Below are 22,317 nucleotides of genomic sequence, written 5' to 3' on the forward strand. Positions count from 1 at the left end.
CGCGGGAATATTGGCATGAGAAAACTTAAATCATCAGGAGCGCGGGAATATCGGCAGGAGAAAAAGTATATCATCAGGAGCGCGGGAATATCGGCAGGAGAAAAAATAAATCATCATGAGCGCGGGTATATCGGCAGGAGAAAAAGTATATTAGCAGGAGCGCGGGAATATGGGCAGGAGAAAAAATATATCATCAGGAGCGCGGGAATATCGGCAGGAGAAAACCTATATCATCAGGAGCGCGGGAATATTGGCAGGAGAAAAAATAAATCATCAGGAGCGCGGGAATATCGGCAGGAGAAAACCTATATCATCAGGAGCCCGGGGATATTGGCAGGAGAAAAAGTATATTAGCAGGAGCTCGGGAATATCTTCAGGAGAAAACTTAAATCATCAGGAGCGCGGGTATATTGGCAGTAGAAAACCTAAATCAGCACAAACACGGAAATATGGGATTGCTTAGACCTATATCATAAAAAGACTAACAAGGAAGTGGTAAATAATTTTACAACTCCCTTGTTAGTGTACCCATGTAAACTCTTTATTTTATAATATTACCTTCTTCTTATTTGGAGCAAAGGAATTTTGCGGATAATCAACTAACTTTGGTGCATGATATTTTCTAGCTTTATTTTTTCCAGTGTAAGTGAGACCAATGGAATTTAGGATAGTATATGCGTTCTTTAGTGAATCTAGTTGTAGATAGTTTCTGCATTCGCTATTTGTTATCGTCGGTTTATACAGTAGAAAATAATCAAGTAATGGTCTTACATGTGCAGTTGGATTTGAATGAAAACATGTATTACATTTCCAAGTTTTATATGCTCGTATCATTGAAAAGCTTCCGCAATGTCCACATTCAATCCCTTTTATAAAGTGGCTCTCATTCAAATTATACTGTTGGATAAAATTTGGTCTGAATTCTGTATTGCCTTTTAGCAATGCTTCATTTATCTGATTTAACATTTGCTTGTTTATCACATTCTTTGTGTATTTACTATTTATTTCATTAATTTTTGAGATCAAATTATCTGCATAAATCATTTTGTTATAAAAGACTAAATCGTTTTGGTTGTTTTTTAATATAGTTGTTGGATTGCTAATCATACGAGGGATTCGATAGGTATTCCATAAACGGAAACGGCTTGTTGTAACCAAGAATTTAGTTGCATTTCATGCGAAAGGACTTGTGAAATTGGACTTTGGTAGCCTTTTTCTACATTATTAAAAGTTTGAGTTACATGATTTAAATCAGAATTATAGTTGAGTTCACCTTTCCAATTTTTAATTTCGAGGATAAGTATGAATTTGCTGGAGAGGAGTAATGTATCAATTTGGAAGTAATTTTGATTGATTTTCAATCGAAGGTCGTGATAGATGAAGAAATTTTTATGTGGATAAGTGCTTAATTTATAATCAACTGTTTGTTCCCCACGGTATCCCGCAATATTATTTAGGTATTCCTGGTTCAGAATTTTATTGTTTCGGTAATTTTCCTTGAGTCTCCTAAATAGTGCCTCATAACATAAGACTGCATAAGGCTTTGTTCTATTTTCTTCAGCAATAAACTTCACCCTTATATTTGTATTTATTACTATATTCTACAAAATATGAGTAAATCCTTCTTATTGTTTAAACTATAATATAAACAGACATCATCAAAGAAGAATTAGAAAAGAAGGATCATATCGCTGCAAATTTATTAAATTCAACAGCCAAAAAATCAGTTTGGATTTAACGATGGATTTTTCAAGTAAAACAAGTAGGAGTCACGCTGATAAGTCGTAGTCGTGACTCCCATTACATTAATCCATCAATTCAGCGACAATTTCATAAGAGCGAAGTCGATCCTCGAGATGGTAAATTTGTGAGCTAATAATCATTTCATCAGCTTGCGTTGCTTCTTGGAAAGCGGCTAGTCCTCGTTTCACCGTTTCTGGACTGCCGATAATCGTCGTTCTTGGGTCGAGTGATTCTTCTACAGCTGCTTTCTCCATTGGTGACCATATTTCATCGATGTTATTAATAGGAGGCTGAAGCTTGGTAGCTAGCCCTTTACGGATGTTTAGAAATTGCAATTGATGCGAGCTGGCTAAGTATCGCGCCTTTTCATCCGTTTCAGCGGCAATAACATTAACCCCTACCATTGCATAGGGCTTCTGTAACGTTTCAGAGGCTTGGAAATTATCTCGATAAAGTTTCAGCGCTGGTATCGTATAGGCTGGGGCAAAGTGGCTGGCAAATGAGAAATAGAGACCTTTCTGTGCTGCAAGCCTTGCACTAAAGTCACTCGATCCAAGCAGCCAAATTGGAATATCTAAGCCTTGTCCTGGAACTGCTTTTACACGAGAAACAGGGTCTTTTGAAAAATAATCCTGTAGTTCATTCACTTGCATCGGAAAATCGTTCGGACCCATGTTTAAAGTACGACGTAATGCATATGCAGTTGCCTGATCGCTTCCAGGAGCACGTCCTAGTCCAAGGTCTATCCGACCTGGGAAAAGAGATTCCAATGTACCAAATTGCTCAGCAATTACGAGTGTTGCATGGTTTGGAAGCATGACACCTCCAGAGCCCACACGAATGTGGTTGGTATTTCCAGCAATATGCGAAATCAGTACCGAGGTTGCCGAACTTGCAATCCCTGGCATATTATGATGCTCTGCAAGCCAGTAACGGTTGAAGCCCCATCTTTCAACATGCTGCGCCAATTCCACGCTTTCTTTAAAGGACTGGCCGGCATCGCCATTGTCTGTAATAGGGGCTAAGTCCAGGACCGATAATGGGATACTATTAAATTTTCTAACTCGATTTGTATTCAATATTTTTCGCTCCTTTTTTAAAATTTCTTTATTAAGAAATGATAACGATATTAATCGAGGACGTCTAATAATTAGTTTGAGTGTATATTAAGAAATTATTAAAACTCTTGATAATTCTATTTCAATGATATATTATTTAGTTGTGTTCTTAATAAAGAATATATAGATTCTAAAAAAGAACACTATTAATTGCAATATTACTTAATTAAGGAATGAAAAGTGTAGTTGTATTCCCCCTAATTAGGCTTAGAGACCTTTGTAACCAATTTCTTATGTTACTTCTTTAAGAAAGGTGGTGTAGAAATGAAGAAAGAATGGAAATCTCCAGTTCTTGAAGTTTTAAATGTGAGCATGACAATGAAGGGATGGCATCATGGCGGAAAACCTGGCAAAGAAGAGCCACAAGGTCCAAATGATCCAAATGATCCATTTGATAGCTAGTGGATCGCGCATCCACTTTAGCAATCCAACTCATCCCCATAGTGCCCTTGTCTAATATATTTGAAGGGCTCTATGAGGAATTATTAAAAAGAGGTGAATATAGAAAAGATGTATGAACTAGTTCAAACAGCTAAACAACAGAGGCAATTTACAGCGACTTGGGAATACTTCTGCGACGAATTTGGATGGGTAAATGACCCGTATTCAGAAGATGGTTTTAGATATAATCTGTTATTAGATACAAAAGGATTTTTAAAAAGGAAAAAAGTTATCGGGACAATTGAACTCATCCCTTACAATCCCACAAACCCAAATAGCACTGTAGAAGGGCGTTTTGCATTCTCTAATTTCCCCGAAATAGACCGATATCAAGACCGCACTTGGGAGATAGATAAACTTTGTATTCATCAAGATTATCAGCGTCAAGGATATTTTTCTACCTTTTCACATATTCTATATGAACACGCAATGAATCATCATCCTAAATATTATTTGGCCCTTGTTGAGAAAAAATTTTATCGTATGCTTCGATTTACATTTGGATCATGCTTTGAACAAAAAGGGGATGCACTTATTGGACCAGGAACCTCACTTGTCCCAACTTGCGCTGATGTCGAATCCTTGATTAAGTTCTACAACACAAAAATGCAAATAAGCTAATTATTTTTAAATTGGGTGTTGACTTGTTCGTTATAATGAACTAATATATAAATCAAAAGGTGTATTTTACATAATAAATTAAGAGATACATTATTTTTTTATTTTATTCGTTCTTTATAGAGAATAACATAATATCTTGATATCCAATAGAAAAGGTGATGTTAATGGGGCAAAGAAATCATAGGATGATTGAAAATGGAAATCCTGTCGATATCAATATTAAAGAGTATTTTAACGTAATTAAGAAGCGGTTTTGGATTATTGCGGTTATTACCATTCTTGCAACACTTGCAGGATATTTCTATAGTTCCCATAATTACACACCGCTTTATCAATCATCTACCAGAATGATTTTAGGCTCAGGCGATCAGGATATGAATACGTTGATGGTTATGATTAAGGACCCAATTATTATGGAAAAGGTAAGACAAGAACTGCAACTCGATAAGTCAGCTGAGGCAATAGCGAGCCAGATAGAAGTTACAAGGATTGATGATTCGCAAGTCGTTAATATTTCAGTTACGGATACAAATTATGAAGCTGCTGCTGATATTGCGAATGCAACTGCAGCATCATACAAGAGTGAAATTGTATCTATCCTAGGATTTTCAGAAGTTCAATTACTATCGGAAGCAAAAGAGAATCCGTTCGCAATTAATGAAACACAAAACCGTACGACAATTATTGCTCTCGTATTTGGTTTAGTTGTGAGTATAGGGTTGGTTTTTTTATTAGATTCGTTAGATGGAAAGGTAAGAAAGGATCGAGAAATCGAGGGAATATTGGGTGTTCCAGTATTGGGTATCGTATCAAATATGAATAAGGTGAAAGGTTCTGCTAGAAGGCGGAAACAGAAGGATATAAATTTGCGGGGTGAAATAGTTGATATTTAGTAAAAGAAAGTCCGTAGATAATCGGAAAGCACATCTAATTACGTATTCAAATGCAGATTCGCTAATCTCTGATCAATTTCGAACGATTAGGACCAATATTAAGTTTCTAATGGATGAAAAGAAAAACAGTGTATTTCTTATTACTTCACCAGGAATTGGGGAGGGAAAATCCACTACAGCCGCAAATTTAGCGGTCTCAATTGCACAACAAAAGGATAAGGTGCTATTAATAGATGCTAACTTAAGAGAACCAATCATCCAAGATATTTTTAAAATATCCAATGAAACTGGGTTAACGAATGTACTTGAAGGGAGTACATTACTAAAACAGGCAATCAGTCGAACAGATATAAAAAATCTCGACGTGTTAACGAGTGGCTCATCCGTATTAAATCCTACAGAAATACTCGGCGGTGATGCCATGATGAACTTATTAAATGAAGCTTCTGCTCAATATAATGTCGTGTTAATTGATTCACCAACAATATTAAGCTCAACCGAAACAAGGGTAATTGCCAATCAATGTGAAGGTGTTGTATTAGTATTGGAGCATGGAAAAACAGAGATAGAAACCGCAATCGAATCGAAACGAATATTAGAGTTGGCCCATGCAAATCTACTTGGTGTCATAATTAACGATAAATAAGAAATTTTTTTAAGTGGATGTTCTTTATTAAGAACTATTTAATTGTATACATACGTAATAACATACTTTTGGTGATGTCTACTTACCTTTATCTATGTAGACACTCGGTCATGCTGTGGGTATTGCAGATACCTTAGACGCGTACGTTGTCGATAGTGTGATGTGAGGGCGGGTTGGATGCCCATACATAATTTTTACATTCTTATTACATAAGTGAACTAAGGCTGACACTGAAAGGGTTTGTTAAACCCTAGTTTTTTAATAGGATAGGATACTCGCTTGCGCTTATGTTCTAGGGAAAAATAACCACTACACTGATTTATAACAAAAATATGGGAAGAAGGAGGGGTAAATTGACATATCGACAGCGTATTTCATTATTTATAATAGTCGATTCCTGTATTGTACTTAGTGCTATTTTTATTAGCATGTACCTAGCTAGTATTAATCTCCAAATAGGAAGCCATCCTTCTCTAGTAGCCATGTTAACAATTTTATTTTGCCATCATCTATTTTCTACAAAATATAAGCTGTATAAAAAAGTTTGGGAATATGCGAGCATACAGGAGCTATTAATCATTTTAAAGGTAGTATCATTCTCAGTTATCTCCGCTATGGTTATTCAGCTTTTATTATTTCAAGAAGTACAGTTTAAATTATTTATAGTAACATGGCTGCTACATATGTGCTTCATTGGTGGGTCACGGTTTATATGGAGAATTTATCGCGATTCATTTCTAAATCATTCGGAGAATAAAATTCGCACATTAATTATCGGTGCAGGTTCAGCAGGCACGATGGTTGCTAGGCAGCTATTAAAAAATAATGAGAGCAATCTGTTGCCAGTTGCTTTTATCGATGATAACCCGAGAAAACAGGGGCTTGAGTTGCTGGGTCTCCCTGTAGTCGGTGGGGTGGATGCAATCGTAAGCAGTGTGGAGAAACTTGAAATAGAGCATATTATCATTTCCATTCCATCTCTAAGTAAAAGGGAACTAAATAAGATTTTTCTTGAATGTGCTAAGACCGATGTACAAACGAAAATTCTTCCTTTTCTAGAAGACTTAATAACTGGGAAAGTATCGATTAATCAATTCCGAGATGTACAAGTGGAGGATTTACTGGGCAGAGATCCTGTCGACATGGATATCAAAAGCATTTCTGAGTATATCAATAATAAGGTTGTACTCGTTACAGGAGCCGGTGGTTCAATCGGGTCTGAAATAACGAGGCAAATTTCAGCATTCCTTCCAAGACAGGTCATTTTACTTGGTCATGGGGAGAATAGTATTTATTCCATTGAAATGGAATTGCATGAGACATTCGAAGACAGCCAAATCGAGTTTATTACAGAGATTGCAGACATACAAGATGAAGAAAAGATGTTGAGCGTAATGCGGAAGTACCAGCCTAATGTTGTTTATCATGCTGCGGCCCATAAGCATGTACCGTTGATGGAGCGTAATCCAGAAGAAGCAGTAAAAAATAATATAATTGGGACAAGAAATGTTGCGACGGCGGCAAGTCAGAATAATGTTGATATATTTGTGATGATATCTACAGATAAGGCGGTGAACCCGACAAGTGTGATGGGGGCATCAAAGCGACTAGCAGAGATGATTGTTCAGAGTATGGATAAAGAAAGCAATACGAAGTTTGTTGCTGTTCGTTTTGGCAATGTTTTGGGCAGCAGGGGAAGTGTTATCCCGTTATTTAAAAAGCAGATTGAAAAAGGTGGACCAGTGACAGTTACACATCCAGAAATGGTCCGTTACTTCATGACAATTCCTGAAGCATCCAGGCTAGTTCTTCAAGCAGGGTCCATTGCAAATGGTGGGGAAATATTTGTACTCGATATGGGAGAGCCTGTGAAAATTGACGATCTTGCAAAGAATCTAATTAAACTATCAGGTAATTCCATAGAGGATATTGGCATCGAGTATACCGGGATAAGACCAGGGGAAAAGCTGTTCGAGGAATTATTAAAGGATAATGAGATCCATCAAGACCAAGTATATCCGAAAATATATGTCGGAAAGACGACAGAACTATACATCGATGATATAAACCAAATAATAAAGAATTATCTTGCGATTGATGCTGACACACTGCGGAAATATTTATTAGATTTAGCTAATAATGAAATTGTTCGCGAGCATAAAGTGGTAGTATCCATATAAAAAAGGAGCGAATTGTGATGAGGGTGAAGAAAGCTATCATTCCAGCGGCAGGGTTAGGGACTAGATTCCTTCCAGCGACAAAAGCAATGCCAAAGGAAATGTTACCGATTGTAGATAAGCCAACCATTCAATATATTATTGAAGAGGCAGTAGCAGCGGGGATTGAGGATATTATTATCGTAACAGGGAAGGGAAAAAGGGCAATAGAGGATCACTTCGACCATTCCTTTGAATTAGAGCAAAATCTAATTGATAAAGGAAAGTTCGACTTATTAAGTGAAGTGCAAAGGCCCTCTAAACTCGTTGATATCCATTACATCCGTCAAAAGGAACCAAAAGGATTAGGTCATGCAATCTGGTGCGCCCGAAAGTTTATTGGCAATGAGCCTTTTGCCGTGCTGTTAGGGGATGACATTGTTCAAGCAGAAACACCTAGCTTAAAACAATTGATTGATCAATATGACCACTATAGTAGCTCAATCCTTGGTGTTCAGAAGGTAGAAGATGATGTGGTATCAAGGTATGGAATCGTCGATGGAACAATGATTGAGAACCGCTTATATAATGTTCGTCATATGGTAGAAAAGCCAAAACAGGAAGATGCACCTTCTAATCTAGCAATACTAGGCAGATATATATTAAGTCCAAGTATCTTTGAGATTTTGAGTACACAGAAGCCAGGAGCTGGTGATGAAATTCAACTAACCGATGCAATTGCTGAACTTAATAAAAAGGAAGCCGTTTATGCATATGAGTTTGAAGGGAAGCGCTACGATGTTGGTGAGAAGATGGGCTTTATTCAAACAACAATTGAGCTCGCATTACAAAGAGATGATTTAAGAAAGGATTTATTAGATTATCTATCGGTTATCGTTGAAACAGAATTAATGAAATAATGAAATCAAAATGGAAGGGTGACCTGAATGCCTGATAAAATACTATTTTGTGCAACCGTTGATTACCATTTCAAGGCGTTTCACTTGCCATATATGAAGTGGTTTAAGGAGCAGGGATGGGAAGTGGATGTTGCTGCATCAGGAAATATGGATTTACCGTTCACAGATAATAAATATCATATTGACATTCAGCGCTCACCTTTCCATCAATCCAATATCCATGCGTATAAACAATTAAAGAGAATTATTGATCAGAATGATTACTCTATCATCCATTGTCATACTCCATTAGGGGGAGTACTCGCCCGCCTTGCAGCAAGACAGGTAAGAAAAAAGGGAACAAAGGTCATCTATACCGCACATGGCTTTCACTTTTGTAAAGGTGCACCATTACTTAACTGGCTTACTTATTACCCAATTGAAAAATATCTATCACGCTATACGGACAGTTTAATAACGATTAACGAAGAAGACTATCAATTAGCAAAGAAACACCGGTTTAAAGCGGGAATGATTGAGCATGTGCATGGAGTTGGAGTAGATACAGAAAAGTTTAAACCTATTGATGAAACTAATAAAGCAGAAATTAAAAAGTCATTGGGCTACCAAGCAGATGATTTTTTACTTTTTTATGCAGCGGAGTTTAATAAGAATAAAAACCAACAATTATTACTTCGAGTAATGGCTTTAATAAAGGATGAGATGCCAAATGCGAAGTTATTACTAGCAGGAGAAGGTCCTTTAATAGAAAGTTGTCGTAAGCTAACAAGAGATCTTGGTATTAGCCATATGGTTGACTTCCTTGGCTTTAGGAAGGATATTGACCAACTATTACCTATGTGTGATGTTGCAGTTGGCTCAAGCCATCGAGAAGGCTTACCAGTCAATATCATGGAAGCAATGGCATGTGGGCTGCCTGTTGTGGCGGTGGATAATCGGGGGCATCGGGAGTTGGTTTCTAATAACAGTAACGGCTGGATAATTCCCAACTTAGATGTAGTTGAATTTGCGTATAAAGTAATGCAACTTTCTAAAAGGGAAGACATAGGAAATAAGTTTGGTGTAAACGGTCGGAATATAGTGATTGAGAAATACAGTGTCGATAAAATACTGCAAGAAAACAAAAGAATCTATCAGTCCTTTACAGGAAATCAGGAGGAATCAATTTGGGCGGTCCAGTAAGAGTATTGCATGTCGTTGTAAATATGAACCGCGGTGGGGCGGAGACATTAATTATGAACCTATACCGAAACATGGATTTGGAAAAAGTCCAATTTGATTTTTTGACTTGTAAAGAAGGTGTCTTTGATCAGGAGATAATTAACATGGGTGGGAAAGTACATCGAATATCCTATGTTACGGAAGTAGGGCATAGTGGTTACATAAGGGAGTTAAAGGAATTTTTTAAGAAACATCCAGAGTATACTATTGTTCATTCCCATATGGATAAAATGAGTGGATTGGTACTAAATGCTGCTGCAAAAGCCGATATTCCGGTGAGAATTGCTCATAGTCATAATACGAGTAGTGAAGGTGGAATCGCATCAAAAGTATATAAATGGTATGCAGGAAACCATATTACATCGAGTGCCACACACTTGTATGCATGTTCAGAAGCAGCAGCTAACTGGTTATTTAGAAATAAATCTAAAATGGCCACCATCCTTAATAATGGGATAGAAGCAGATAAATTTCGCTTTTCAAAAGAAAATCGTCATGCAATCCGAGAGTCTCTAGGTATTGAAAAGGATGCATTGATTCTAGGACATGTCGGGAGATTTGCTTATCAAAAAAATCACTCCTATTTATTAAATATTTTTGAGGGAGTAAAGCATCGAATACCGAATGCATATTTATTATTAGCTGGTGATGGTCCTTTAAAAGAAAAAGTAATGGCCAAATCATCGGAATTATATTTGGATAAAAACGTGAAGTTTCTAGGTATCAGGGAAGATATCGACGCATTACTTCAAGCATTTGATATGTTTATTTTTCCTTCTATACATGAAGGCTTGCCAGTGACGCTTATCGAGGCACAGGGTGCGGGCTTGCCATGTGTGATTTCAGATAATATTACAAAGGAAGTTGATCTTGGAATGGGTCTAGTTCATTCAATCTCTTTACAAAATAAAGGATTGTGGATAAACAAAATTAGCAATCTGGCAAAAAATCTTCCGTTAAGAGAAAGCAATGAAGATGTGTTGTTACAGAAGGGCTTTGACATTAGAAAAACTGCAGATATTACACAAACAGCATACTTATCATTTGGAGAAAAGGTCATATGAAAAAACTGACCATATTTACTCCGACATATAATCGTGCTTACTGTCTGCACAATTGTTATGAAAGCCTAGTTGAACAAACATCTCAAGAATTTATCTGGCTGATTATTGATGATGGTTCAACAGATAATACAAAAGAGCTTGTAAAAGAATGGATAAAGGAAAATAAAATCGAAATACAATATCATTGGCAAGAAAATCAGGGAATGCATGGGGCTCATAATACTGCATATGAAATGATAGAGACAGAATTAAATGTTTGCATCGATTCTGATGACTACATGCCCGTTAACGCAGTTGAAAAGATTATCACATTCTGGAACGAATATGGAAGTAATGAAGTTAGCGGAATGATTGGTTTGGATGCTAATCAGGATAATAGCATTATCGGTACAACACTTCCTGAAGAGATAAAACGTTCTACCCTATTTGATTTATATTATAGCCATGGAGTGACAGGTGATAAAAAACTTGTTTACCGCACAGACTTAACGAAAGAAAATCCCTATCCGATTTTTGACAATGAAAAATATGTTGGGCTTGCTTACAAGTATTACATGCTAGATAAGCGTTATGAGCTGTTATTAATGAACGAGATCCTTTGTTTTGTTGAATACTTGCCTGATGGCTCTTCACGAAATATGTTAAATCAATATCGCAAGAATCCAAGAGGGTTTTCCTTCTATCGCCAAGAACTGATGAAACTTCCATATGTCAGTTATTCCTTTAAGTTTAGGCAAGCAATTCATTATGTATCTAGCAGTCTACTGAGTAAAAATTCGGCTTTTATAAAGGAAACACCAAATAAGCTCCTTACGATCCTCGCTCTGCCAATAGGATTTCTATTATGTCTATACATTAATTCTAAGACAAGGAATGCTAATGTGTGATATTTTTTTGGAAACTTATTCGTTAAGAAAAATAATATACTTTCTTAACTTCCAAATGAAAGGATATTTTAAATGACATTACTTTGGATGAATCTTGCTTTCGTTTTTATGTTTGCATACTTCTCAAGGTATTTTGCAATGCCTTTATTAGAGTCTGGATCGCATCACTTTGTTCGGCCAAATAAGCTATTAATTTTTGCTTCGTTAGCTACATTAGTAGTGATTTCGGGTCTCCGCTACAATATTGGTGATACATCTACTTATATTAATATATACAAGGACAATGATTTTACTTGGGAGTACATACAATCCAAGAAAGATATCGGTTTTGGTCTATTTCAAATGCTCCTAAAAAATTATATCTCAGAAGATCCGCAAATCATGATCTTTACAGCAGCTCTAATTACAAATTTACTAATTATTATCGTCTTATACAATTACTCTAGAATGATTGAACTTAGTTTGTACGTTTTTATAACAGGCGGTTTATTTTTAGTATCAATGAATGGGATTAGACAGGTCCTTGCAGCGGCAATAACTTTTGCTGCGACAAAATATTTAATCAATGGGAATTGGCGGCGATATTTTCTTATTATCATTTTCGCATCCTTCTTCCATCAAAGTGCTCTTATATTGCTTCCGATGTATTTTATTGTGCGATTTAAGGCTTGGTCAAAGGCTACCTTCGCTTTGATTATCTTTGCAGTTATTGTTGTAATCGGCTATGAACAATTTTCTGCATTATTGTTTAAGGCAATAGATGACACCCAATATAGTGGTTACGTTGATTTTACTGAAGGTGGGGCGAATTTTATTAGGGTCGCTGTTGAAGCAGCACCACTCTTCATCGCTTATTTAGGGAGAGATAAGTTAAAAAAACTATTCCCCGATAGTGATTATATTGTCAATATGGCATTACTTGGTTTTGTCTTTATGGTCATTGCAACACAGGAGTGGATTTTTGCTAGAATGTCCATTTATTTTCAACTTTATGGATTGATACTTGTATCATGGCTACCGAAGTTATTTAGGGAGAAGGATCAAAAGCTTATCTACTTCGCAATTATCGTTTGTTACTTTGCCTATTATTATTATGAGAATGTAATTACTCTCAATATCTTATATAAAAGTGATTATTTAATTTGGTAAAACAGTAAAGGAGGAAGATGAATGGCAATTCTAGTAACGGGTGGTGCCGGGTATATTGGGACGCATACATGTATTGAACTACTGAATGAAGGTTATGACATTGTTGTGGTAGATAACTTTTCCAACAGCAATCCTCAAAGCTTAAGAAGAGTTTCAGAGATTACTGGTGAATCCTTTCCAATATATGAAACAGATTTACTAGATAAGCAAGGACTTACAGAAATATTTACGGAAAATAAGATTGAAGCGGTGATGCATTTTGCTGGACTCAAGTCTGTTGGTGAATCGGTTTCTATTCCACTTCATTATTATCAAAATAACATAACAGGCACCATTATTTTATGTGAAGTAATGCAGCAATTTGGTGTGAAAAAGCTAGTATTTAGTTCTTCTGCTACGGTATATGGCATAACGAATACAATGCCAATAGCAGAAGATACGACATTACAGCCAATCAATCCATATGGTCGTACAAAGCATATGATTGAAGAAATCTTAGGTGATGTAGCATTTGCAGACCCTTCATGGAGCATCGCCTTACTACGATATTTTAATCCGATTGGTGCGCATGAAAGTGGCAGAATTGGAGAAGATCCAAATGGGATACCGAATAATTTATTGCCGTACATTTCACAGGTTGCTGTTGGCAGGCGATCGCGGCTCCAAATATTTGGAAACGATTATCCGACAAGGGATGGAACAGGGATAAGGGACTATATTCATGTTGCCGATTTAGCTATTGGTCATTTGCGGGCATTAGAAAAAGTGCAAACTTCAGCGGGAATCGATGCGTTTAATTTAGGTACAGGTAAAGGTTATAGTGTTTTAGAAATGGTGACCGCATTTGAAAAGGTCACTGGGGTACTGATACCCTATCAGTTTGTAGAGCGCCGCCCGGGTGATAGCAGCATTTGCTATGCAGATGTTAATAAAGCGAAAAAGGAACTTCACTGGCAGGCAACAAGAGGAATTGAAAAAATGTGCGAGGATACATGGCGCTGGCAAGGGGAAAATCCGAATGGATATGAAAAGGTAATTGGAAATAATACAAATCAGAAGACTCCAGCGCAACAAGCGATGGGGTTTTTTAATGTGTAATAAAGGACTGACGTGAAGATGAAACGAGCGTTGGATGTATTCATTTCTTTAACATTAATTATCATATTCCTGCCAATCATTCTTGTCATTTCAATCGTTGTAAGGTTTGCATTAGGTGCCCCTATTTTATTTAAGCAACAGCGTCCAGGATTGAATGGACAGCCATTTTTCCTTTATAAATTTAGAACGATGACAAATGCAACAGATTCAAGTGGAAAACTATTATCCGATAAACAGAGAATAACCGCTTTCGGTATGTTTCTTAGAAAATATAGCTTAGATGAGCTTCCACAACTATTTAATGTTCTAAAAGGGGAAATGAGTTTGGTTGGACCAAGGCCGTTATTAATGGAATATATACCATTGTATACGGACGAACAACGATTACGTCATAATGTAAGACCGGGCATTACAGGCTGGGCACAGATCAATGGGAGAAATGCAATTACATGGGAAGAAAAGTTTAAGTTAGATATTTACTATGTAAATAATTATAGTTTCACTCTTGATATGAAAATTATCCTCTCCACTGTTGCAAAAGTCTTTAAGTCTGAAGGAATTAATAATGAAAACCACACAACAATGCCAGTTTTCAAGGGGGAAAAACGTTATGGTGAATAGCTTAAATATTTTATTTACTAGTTCAGGTAGAAGAGTCTCATTAATTAATAAGTTCAAGGATGTTTATGAAGAATATAACATTGAAGGAAAGATAATAACTGCAGATGTAAAACAAAACGCCCCAACAGCATTTATTAGTGATAAGCATTATATACTTCCAAGTATTAATCATGAAAACTATTTAACAGAGCTTTTGAGTTTATGTATAAGAGAAAATATTTCTTTAATTATCCCATTAATTGATACAGAGTTACCGCTTTTTGCGTTTAATAAACAAATCTTTTCTGAATACGGGGTTAAGTTGTTGGTCTCTGGAATGGAGCTAAATGAAATAGCTGGAGATAAGAACAAAACCTATAACTTCTTTGTTTCAAATAATATAAGTACACCGAAGGTTTATAGTAAAGAAGAATTAAGAAGGAACGAATACAACTTCCCTTTGTTGCTAAAGCCCTATGATGGAAGTTCGAGTAAAGGCGTTACTTTAATAACAAATGAAGAAGAGTTAAATTTCTTTAAGAGTTATATTCCGAATGCAATGGTTCAGGAATTTATTACAGGTGAGGAATACACAGTAGATGTAATGGTTGATTTTGGTGGTAATGTGAAGACTATTGTACCAAGATTGCGACTGGAAACGAGGGCGGGAGAGGTAAGTAAAGGAATAACTAGGAAGGACATTACAATTATTAATGCAGTAAAAGGTGTTGTAAAAGCATTACCCGATCCGGTGGGCTGTATCACTATTCAATGTATTAAAAAGGAAAATGGAGATATTAAATTCATAGAAATTAATCCAAGATTTGGTGGAGGAATTCCGTTAACAATTGAGGCCGGAGCAAATTTTCCTTTATGGGTAATTGAAATGAGTCAAGGAAAGGTATTTACGGATCAGTATTTTGGATGGAAGGATAATATCACAATGCTTAGATACGATGAGGCTATATTTACGGAGAAGATATTACAATGATTCAAGCAATTGTTTTTGATATGGACGATACATTGTATCAAGAGAAAGATTATCTACTTAGCGGACTAAAGTATGTAGATATATGGGTAAAAGAAAATTGTCATAGAACAGGGTTCTATGAAGAAGCATATCAATTATTTGTCTCTGGTGAAAATAAATTCATCTTTAATAGGGCATTAGAACTACTAGAGGTAAATTATGATCAGAATATGATAATGGAAATGTTAAATGTATATAGATCCCATAAGCCTGATATTCAGTTATTGGAGGATGCAGAATGGGTTCTTAATAACTTGTATGACAATGTTAAAATTGGACTCATTTCAGACGGGTATTTATCTTCCCAAAAACGGAAAGTAAATGCTTTAAAACTCCCATCTAGATTTAACTCCATAATACTAAGTGATGAATTCGGCAGAGAGAATTGGAAACCTAGTCATATCCCATATGAAAAAGTAGCTAGTGAGTTAAAGTGTTATCCAAATGAGTGTGTATACGTGGGAGATAATCTACAAAAGGATTTTATTACTGCTAAGAAACTGGGTTGGTTGACTGTACATATTCAAAGAAATTCGGGGATTTATCCAAACACCAAATTATCATCAGATTATGAAGCTCATTTTCAAATTGAGAACTTAAAGGAACTTTCCAATATACCAGAATTACAACAGTTGTTTACTAAAAATAAAAGACAAAGGAGGATAACATAGTGAACTATAATAGATCAAGAATCTTTCTCTCCCCACCACATATGAGTGGTCACGAGAAGCTGTATATTGATGAAGCGTTTGCATCAAATTGGATTGCTCCATTAGGACCAAATGTCGATGCCTTTGAACAGGAAATTGCACAATTTGTAGGGGCAAATGATGCAATAGCGGTGAGTTCAGGAACTGCAGCGATCCATTTGGCGCTTTCATTATTAGATGTAAAAAAGGGAGATAGGGTATTTTGTCCCGCACTTACCTTTGTAGCAAGTGCAAATCCAATATTGTATCAAGGTGCAGAGCCAGTATTCATTGATTCAGAACTAGAGTCATGGAATATGTCTCCAAAGGCGCTAATCAAAGCATTCGAGGAGGCTGCTCTAGAAGGGGAACTTCCAAAAGCAGTGATTGTTGTAAATTTATATGGTCAAAGTGCGAAAATGGATGAAATTGTTACAATATGTAATCAATTTGGAGTACCGATTATTGAGGATGCGGCTGAGTCACTTGGAACGACATACAAAGGCAAAGCATCCGGTACGTTTGGAAAGTTTGGCATTTATTCCTTTAATGGAAATAAAATTATTACCACTTCTGGAGGAGGAATGCTTGTATCAAACGATAGGGAGGAAATAAAACGGGCACGGTTTTTAGCTAGTCAGGCACGTGACCAAGCTACACATTATCAACATAGTGTGATGGGATATAACTATCGTTTAAGTAATCTCTTAGCTGGGGTTGGCAGGGCGCAATTACAAGTTTTAGAACATCGCGTATCAGCAAGAAGGGAGATATTTGAGAACTATTTTAAGAATCTCGCTGATCTCCCGGGAATTAGTTTTATGCCAGAGTTAAAAGATACTAGAACAAATCGGTGGCTCACGACATTAACGATTAATGAGAATGAAGCTGGTGTAACTACAAAACAGCTGTTAGCTGCGCTTTATAAAGAAAAAATAGAAGCAAGACCAGTATGGAAGCCACTACATCTACAGCCGCTCTTTCAAGGCTGTCTTTATTATGCGCATGAAAAGAACAATGATGTAGCAGAAAGATTATTTACAACTGGGATATGTCTTCCATCTGGATCAAATCTCACGGAAGATGAGCAACAGAGAGTTATTACGTGTATAAGAGAAGTATTTAATCAATCCATTAGTAAGAGGAGTTATTTATATCCAGGAAAACAAGAGGTATAGCCTATGATAGGGGAAAATATCCAAAGAATCCGAAAAAGCAAGGGGCTTACACTATCGGATTGTGCAGAACGTGCAAATATTTCCAAGTCCTATTTAAGCAATATTGAACGAAATTTAAATCAAAATCCTTCTATTCATATAATCGAGAAGCTAGCAGTTGTACTAGATGTTGATTTAAAAACATTACTTGGTACAGCGAAATCTATAAATGATCAAGTGCCAGAAAGTGAGTGGATAGAGTTTGTGAATGAGTTAAAGAAATCGGGAGTTGAGAAGGAACAATTACAGGAGTTTAGAGCTGTGATTGAATTTGTGAGATGGCAGAAGGGGAAATTAGAGGAAAGGAAATAGAAGATAAAAGATATTAATTAGAGTTTTATAAGGAGAGCATAAAAAATGAATGAGATCGAAAAAATCCCTAAAGTTATTCATTATTGTTGGTTTGGGCGTGGCAAGAAATCTAATAAGATTATTAAGTGTATGAAGAGTTGGCATAGAAACCTAAAAGGATATAAATTCATAGAGTGGAACGAAGATAATTTTGACATAAATTCTAACCAATATGTCAAAGAGGCATATGAAGCAAAAAAATATGCATTTGTAAGTGACTATGTAAGGCTGTATGCACTTTATAATTACGGCGGTATTTACATGGATACTGATGTTGAAGTTCTAAAATCCCTAGATCGTTTTCTAATTCATGAAGCATTTTCTGGATTTGAAGATGAAAAACATGTTCCTACAGGTCTAATGGGTGCTGCTAAAGAACATTCCTGGATTAAGGAATTACTCTCGTATTACGATAAAAAATCTTTTTATCTACCAAATGGAAGGGATGATATGACAACAAACACCTCAATAATCACTAAAAATTGTGTGGAGCATGGTTTAGTACCAAATGGCCAGTACCAGACAATATTAAACGGAGTGGTATTATATCCAAGGACATACTTCTGTCCTTATGATTACATAAATGGTGCTTCTTTTATAACAAATGAAAGTTATACAATACACCATTTCGCAAAATCCTGGCTTCCTTTACATGTAAGATTAAGAGGCGAAATAAAAAGATACATGAGTAATATTTTGGGACCGGATGTAATTTCTACCATGAGAAAATTAGTATCGAAAAACTAGTAGATAGGGAGGGGGTACTTCATGAAAAAGAAAATAATAATTATTACTCAATATATGCATACAGGTGGGGTTGAAAAAAGTTTACTAACACTTCTAGATGAAATTAATTACGAAAAGTATGAAATCGACCTGTTACTTTTTGATCATTCGGGAATTTTATTTACTAACATTCCCCAAAATGTTAATATCCTACCTCCATTGTTTGAAACTTACTCTACTCCTCTATCAAATGCTGTTCCGAAACTAATTAAACAGGGCAGTATACGCTTACTGATAGGAAAGGTCCTTGCATCAGGTTTAGGGAAATTTTCGAGAGGAATGGGAACTGGGATAAGATGGTCAGTTTATCGTCACACTTTACGGAACATGCAAAAACATTATGACATTGCAATAAGTTATATAGATTTCTTTTGTAATTATTACATCACTGAAAAGGTAAAAGCTGATAAGAAAATAGTTTTTAACCATATGGATTACGCTTATGCCCAGAAAGACGGATGGCCATGTATAAAACTAGATAGAAAAAGTTTTATAAAAAGTGATTATATTATTTCCGTTTCAGAGTCAGCAAGAAAATCATTAGAATCATATTTCCCTGAGTCCAAAAGTAAAATGCATGTAATCAAAAATAGAGTCTCCCAAGAAATAATTCGAAAAATGGCTAAATCCCAGGATGTTTATAAAGAATACGCAACTGGATTTAAGATTTGTACTATTTCTCGTCTAGTAGAAGAAAAAGGGGTGTGGCTCGCTCTTGAGTCATGTTATATGCTTGTTAGTCAAGGATATAATGTTCAGTGGATACTGGTTGGAAATGGACCATTGCGCTCGGAATTGGAAAAACGGGCTATAGACCTTGGTTTAGAGGATAAATTTATTTTAGTAGGGGAAAAGTCAAATCCTTATCCGTATATTGCTGGTTGCGATGTTTATGTTCAACCATCAAAAACCGAAGCACATTGCATAGCTGTAGAGGAAGCAATTGCTATAAGGAGACCAATTATTGTGACTGATATTCCATCATTTAACGAACAAATTACTAATGATGAGACTGGAATTATTGTTCCGTTAAGTGTTGAGGGGATTTATGAGGGAATAAAAAAGTTGTACTATTCTAAGGAATTGAGACAAAAACTATCTAAAAGACTAACTCTCTTAGAGGATAGGAATAAACAGGCAATTAAAAAGTTCACTCAACTAATAGAAAGTTAATTAACTGCTTGAAAAATGAAATGCTACTTAGCATTCATAGTTTATTAGTTTAAGTCCTAAAGATTAGCAGTATTTATTAATAGTAGACAGAGGTAAGAAAAGAGAAAAAAAGTAAGATTAATTACTTCAACATTGATTTAAACTAAAATATTCTAAAGGGCTATTTAAAGGAAATAGCCAGCTATAACTTGGGAATTGATAACAAAAATAGAAGGAGATTGGTTACGTGGATAACATTTTGATATTAGATACGTCAGTAGGTTCTCTTAATAAAGGCGATGACATAATTATGAAATGTATAAAAAGTCAGCTATTAGAGATAACTAAGAATAGTTATGTATTAACACTTCCAACACATGTTTCTCCCTTTCATTGGTATCAAGTAGCTAGAAGATCTAGCAGATTAAATATTTATAGTAACGCAAAATATAAATTTGTAGGTGGCTCAAATTTATTAACAATGGATATGTTAACTCACTTCCCACAATGGAATATTAACATGTTTAATTATGGACCATTAACTGGAAGTATTTTGGTTGGTGTTGGAGCTGGTAAGGGCAATAAGATTAATAGATATACAAAAATGCTTTACAAAAAGGTTCTATCACATGAATTCATTCATAGTGTTAGAGATGAAAGAACAAAGATAATGTTAGAAGAAATGGGATTTGAAGCAATAAATACAGGATGCGCTACTTTGTGGTCACTCACTCCAGAATTGTGTAATGATATTCCAACAAAAAAATCAGAATCTGTTGTCTTTACACTTACACCAAATACTAATGGAAGTAAACAGGATCAATTATTTTTAGATATACTTAACTTAAATTATAAATACATATATTTTTGGATTCAAGGTATAGATGATTTAAGTTATCTTAAAGGATTTAAAAATATAGAAAATATACGAATAATACCACCCACTATAGAGGATTATGAAAAATTGCTGAGCACTGACGTTGATTATATAGGGACCCGACTACATGGAGGCATATTTGCAATGCGGCATAGAAAGAGATCAATTATTATTAGTATAGACGAAAGGGCTCGTGGTATGGGGGAAACTTATAATCTCAACCTAGTTGATAGGGAGGATATCCATAATTTGGATAATATGATTAATTCTGATTTTGTAACAGATATTAGATTAGATTTTGGTCTCGTAGAAAAATGGCTTAACCAATTTGAACCTCAACAAAGCTCAGAAATAATTTTAAACGCTAGGGGTGTAATATGAAAAATATAATCCTTGATGAAATAATAGTTAAAGGTAATAGGGTGGATTACTTTTTTACTGTTAATGGTAAAGTACAGAAGTATTTTAAAAAAAGTAATCATTTGTTTATGGAGTATAATGTTGACGCAAATGACATTCCTATAAGTATATTAACTATCCCTTTTGTTGCAAATATAGCACCGCTTGCTTGGATAACAGACTCGTCGATAAGTGTATCTGAATTAGACGAGTCGTTTCATGATTGTCTAAGCAATATAAAGGAAGCTTATCAGAATATGTATCCTGAGGTTACATTTAAGGGACAAATCTTAACTTCTAGTCTTGTTAATAATTCCTATGTTCCAGAGCAAGAAGCAGCCCAATTATTCAGTGGAGGTCTTGATGCACTTGCAACATATATTAGATTAAAGGATAAAAAGCCACTGTTAATTACAGAATATGCATGGCACCATGATGATATTCAAAAAAGTGAGGTATGGAATCAAGATAAAAAACATGTGATTCGTTTCGCAATGGATAATGGATTGACCAACATCCTTATTGACTCTAATTATGGAACGTTTATGAATGCACAATCGATTGATCGTGATTTTTTAAAAAGGCTTGGAGATTCATGGTGGCATGGATTGCATCACAGCTTAGCGATAATATCCGCGGCTATTCCTATTGCCTATCAGTTAAAAGTAGAATGTATTTACATTGCAAGTTCTTTCTTCAAAGGTTATAAAGCTAAATGCGCATCAGATCCTACTGTAGATAATGAGATAAAATATGCTTCTGGTAAAGTATTTCACGACGGTTATGAGATTAATAGACAACAAAAAGTAAAAATTGTAGTTGATCATTACTCAAATGAAAATAAGTATGTTGATATAAGAGTATGTTTCTTAAATAAGGGAAACTGCTGTAATTGTGAAAAATGCCTTCGAACAATAATAGGAATTGTGGCTGAAGGGGAAAATCCACAGAATTTCGGGTTTAATATTCCTGATAATCTATCAAGGCATATAAATAATTTTTTAGAAGAAAATATCAAGTATTTCAATCCATCAAAAATTATGCAGTGGAAACTATCTATAAATAGAATGAGAGAAAATCGTGACAATATCCTTTATCCCGACCTATTAGATTGGTTTTTGGATTATGATTTTGTTACTGAACGCAAGAAATCCTTAATTAAATATAGAGTCACTAAGTTCCTCCCTATTGTAAAAAGGAGAATTAGAACATGGCTAAATGGAAAGCTTGCACAAAATACTTAAATAGAAGGCGTATTT

General features: G+C 35.5%; 23 protein-coding genes. 21 read left to right on the forward strand and 2 right to left on the reverse strand.

Annotated features, from left to right (window positions below):
* Positions 1 to 354: hypothetical protein (locus tag CWR45_RS03935; RefSeq protein WP_211315928.1), on the forward strand; the 354-nt coding region annotated here is incomplete at its 5' end.
* A gap of 749 nt (positions 355 to 1,103) precedes the next feature.
* On the opposite strand, the gene CWR45_RS20445 is transcribed toward CWR45_RS03935, so the two are convergent.
* Positions 1,104 to 1,574, reverse strand: a complete 471-nt coding sequence (locus CWR45_RS20445) for a nuclease-related domain-containing protein (protein WP_170138784.1) — start codon at positions 1,572 to 1,574, stop codon at positions 1,104 to 1,106.
* 231 nt (positions 1,575 to 1,805) lie between these two features.
* Positions 1,806 to 2,822: an LLM class flavin-dependent oxidoreductase gene (locus CWR45_RS03950; protein WP_115748507.1), complete on the reverse strand. Its 1,017-nt coding sequence runs from the start codon at positions 2,820 to 2,822 to the stop codon at positions 1,806 to 1,808.
* A 303-nt stretch (positions 2,823 to 3,125) separates the two neighbouring features.
* Here CWR45_RS03950 and CWR45_RS03955 point away from each other — a divergent pair, with 303 nt between their 5' ends.
* The 20 genes from CWR45_RS03955 to CWR45_RS04050 all read left to right on the forward strand — a co-directional run bounded on the left by CWR45_RS03955 (position 3,126) and on the right by CWR45_RS04050 (position 22,302).
* Positions 3,126 to 3,263 (forward strand): paeninodin family lasso peptide, encoded by a 138-nt coding sequence (locus tag CWR45_RS03955; protein ID WP_115748508.1) that lies wholly within the window; start codon positions 3,126 to 3,128, stop codon positions 3,261 to 3,263.
* Positions 3,264 to 3,356: 93 nt separating this feature from the next.
* Positions 3,357 to 3,923, forward strand: a complete 567-nt coding sequence (locus CWR45_RS03960; protein ID WP_170138785.1) for a GNAT family N-acetyltransferase — start codon at positions 3,357 to 3,359, stop codon at positions 3,921 to 3,923.
* Positions 3,924 to 4,087: 164 nt separating this feature from the next.
* Positions 4,088 to 4,816: a YveK family protein gene (locus CWR45_RS03965; RefSeq protein WP_115748510.1), complete on the forward strand. Its 729-nt coding sequence runs from the start codon at positions 4,088 to 4,090 to the stop codon at positions 4,814 to 4,816.
* On the forward strand, positions 4,806 to 5,462 hold the full coding sequence (locus tag CWR45_RS03970) for a CpsD/CapB family tyrosine-protein kinase (RefSeq protein WP_115748511.1): 657 nt from the start codon (positions 4,806 to 4,808) through the stop codon (positions 5,460 to 5,462). Before CWR45_RS03965 ends, CWR45_RS03970 begins: the two co-directional genes overlap by 11 nt.
* A gap of 353 nt (positions 5,463 to 5,815) precedes the next feature.
* Complete coding sequence (locus CWR45_RS03975) at positions 5,816 to 7,642, forward strand: polysaccharide biosynthesis protein (protein ID WP_115748512.1); 1,827 nt, start codon at positions 5,816 to 5,818, stop codon at positions 7,640 to 7,642.
* A gap of 17 nt (positions 7,643 to 7,659) precedes the next feature.
* Positions 7,660 to 8,538 carry a UTP--glucose-1-phosphate uridylyltransferase GalU gene (galU, locus tag CWR45_RS03980; RefSeq protein ID WP_115748513.1) on the forward strand — a complete coding sequence of 293 codons (879 nt, stop codon included), beginning with the start codon at positions 7,660 to 7,662 and terminating at the stop codon, positions 8,536 to 8,538.
* Between the two features lie 27 nt (positions 8,539 to 8,565).
* Positions 8,566 to 9,720, forward strand: a complete 1,155-nt coding sequence (locus tag CWR45_RS03985) for a glycosyltransferase family 4 protein (RefSeq protein WP_115748514.1) — start codon at positions 8,566 to 8,568, stop codon at positions 9,718 to 9,720.
* The gene (locus CWR45_RS03990) at positions 9,705 to 10,823 is read left to right on the forward strand and encodes a glycosyltransferase family 1 protein (protein WP_115748515.1); all 1,119 of its coding nucleotides are present in this window, start codon (positions 9,705 to 9,707) and stop codon (positions 10,821 to 10,823) included. The genes CWR45_RS03985 and CWR45_RS03990 overlap by 16 nt, the downstream gene beginning before the upstream one ends.
* Positions 10,820 to 11,710 (forward strand): glycosyltransferase family 2 protein, encoded by an 891-nt coding sequence (locus tag CWR45_RS03995; protein ID WP_115748516.1) that lies wholly within the window; start codon positions 10,820 to 10,822, stop codon positions 11,708 to 11,710. The genes CWR45_RS03990 and CWR45_RS03995 overlap by 4 nt, the downstream gene beginning before the upstream one ends.
* Positions 11,711 to 11,782: 72 nt before the next feature.
* Positions 11,783 to 12,859 carry an EpsG family protein gene (locus CWR45_RS04000; protein ID WP_115748517.1) on the forward strand — a complete coding sequence of 359 codons (1,077 nt, stop codon included), beginning with the start codon at positions 11,783 to 11,785 and terminating at the stop codon, positions 12,857 to 12,859.
* A gap of 21 nt (positions 12,860 to 12,880) precedes the next feature.
* Positions 12,881 to 13,957 carry a UDP-glucose 4-epimerase GalE gene (galE, locus tag CWR45_RS04005; protein WP_115748518.1) on the forward strand — a complete coding sequence of 359 codons (1,077 nt, stop codon included), beginning with the start codon at positions 12,881 to 12,883 and terminating at the stop codon, positions 13,955 to 13,957.
* A gap of 18 nt (positions 13,958 to 13,975) precedes the next feature.
* Positions 13,976 to 14,578 carry a sugar transferase gene (locus CWR45_RS04010; protein WP_115748519.1) on the forward strand — a complete coding sequence of 201 codons (603 nt, stop codon included), beginning with the start codon at positions 13,976 to 13,978 and terminating at the stop codon, positions 14,576 to 14,578.
* The gene (locus tag CWR45_RS04015; protein ID WP_245975332.1) at positions 14,568 to 15,548 is read left to right on the forward strand and encodes an ATP-grasp domain-containing protein; all 981 of its coding nucleotides are present in this window, start codon (positions 14,568 to 14,570) and stop codon (positions 15,546 to 15,548) included. Before CWR45_RS04010 ends, CWR45_RS04015 begins: the two co-directional genes overlap by 11 nt.
* Complete coding sequence (locus tag CWR45_RS04020) at positions 15,545 to 16,258, forward strand: HAD family hydrolase (RefSeq protein ID WP_115748521.1); 714 nt, start codon at positions 15,545 to 15,547, stop codon at positions 16,256 to 16,258. Before CWR45_RS04015 ends, CWR45_RS04020 begins: the two co-directional genes overlap by 4 nt.
* Before the next feature lie 41 nt (positions 16,259 to 16,299).
* Positions 16,300 to 17,454, forward strand: a complete 1,155-nt coding sequence (locus CWR45_RS04025) for a DegT/DnrJ/EryC1/StrS family aminotransferase (RefSeq protein ID WP_115748961.1) — start codon at positions 16,300 to 16,302, stop codon at positions 17,452 to 17,454.
* Between the two features lie 3 nt (positions 17,455 to 17,457).
* Positions 17,458 to 17,805: a helix-turn-helix domain-containing protein gene (locus CWR45_RS04030; protein ID WP_115748522.1), complete on the forward strand. Its 348-nt coding sequence runs from the start codon at positions 17,458 to 17,460 to the stop codon at positions 17,803 to 17,805.
* A gap of 45 nt (positions 17,806 to 17,850) precedes the next feature.
* Positions 17,851 to 18,591 (forward strand): glycosyltransferase family 32 protein, encoded by a 741-nt coding sequence (locus CWR45_RS04035; RefSeq protein ID WP_115748523.1) that lies wholly within the window; start codon positions 17,851 to 17,853, stop codon positions 18,589 to 18,591.
* Between the two features lie 21 nt (positions 18,592 to 18,612).
* The gene (locus CWR45_RS04040) at positions 18,613 to 19,803 is read left to right on the forward strand and encodes a glycosyltransferase (protein WP_115748524.1); all 1,191 of its coding nucleotides are present in this window, start codon (positions 18,613 to 18,615) and stop codon (positions 19,801 to 19,803) included.
* A 226-nt stretch (positions 19,804 to 20,029) separates the two neighbouring features.
* Positions 20,030 to 21,040 carry a polysaccharide pyruvyl transferase family protein gene (locus CWR45_RS04045; RefSeq protein WP_115748525.1) on the forward strand — a complete coding sequence of 337 codons (1,011 nt, stop codon included), beginning with the start codon at positions 20,030 to 20,032 and terminating at the stop codon, positions 21,038 to 21,040.
* Positions 21,037 to 22,302, forward strand: a complete 1,266-nt coding sequence (locus CWR45_RS04050) for a peptidase (RefSeq protein ID WP_115748526.1) — start codon at positions 21,037 to 21,039, stop codon at positions 22,300 to 22,302. Before CWR45_RS04045 ends, CWR45_RS04050 begins: the two co-directional genes overlap by 4 nt.
* The last annotated feature ends 15 nt before the right edge of the window (positions 22,303 to 22,317 follow it).

Origin of the sequence: Oceanobacillus chungangensis, assembly GCF_003369565.1 — a bacterium.
Lineage (GTDB): Bacteria > Bacillota > Bacilli > Bacillales > Amphibacillaceae > Oceanobacillus > Oceanobacillus chungangensis.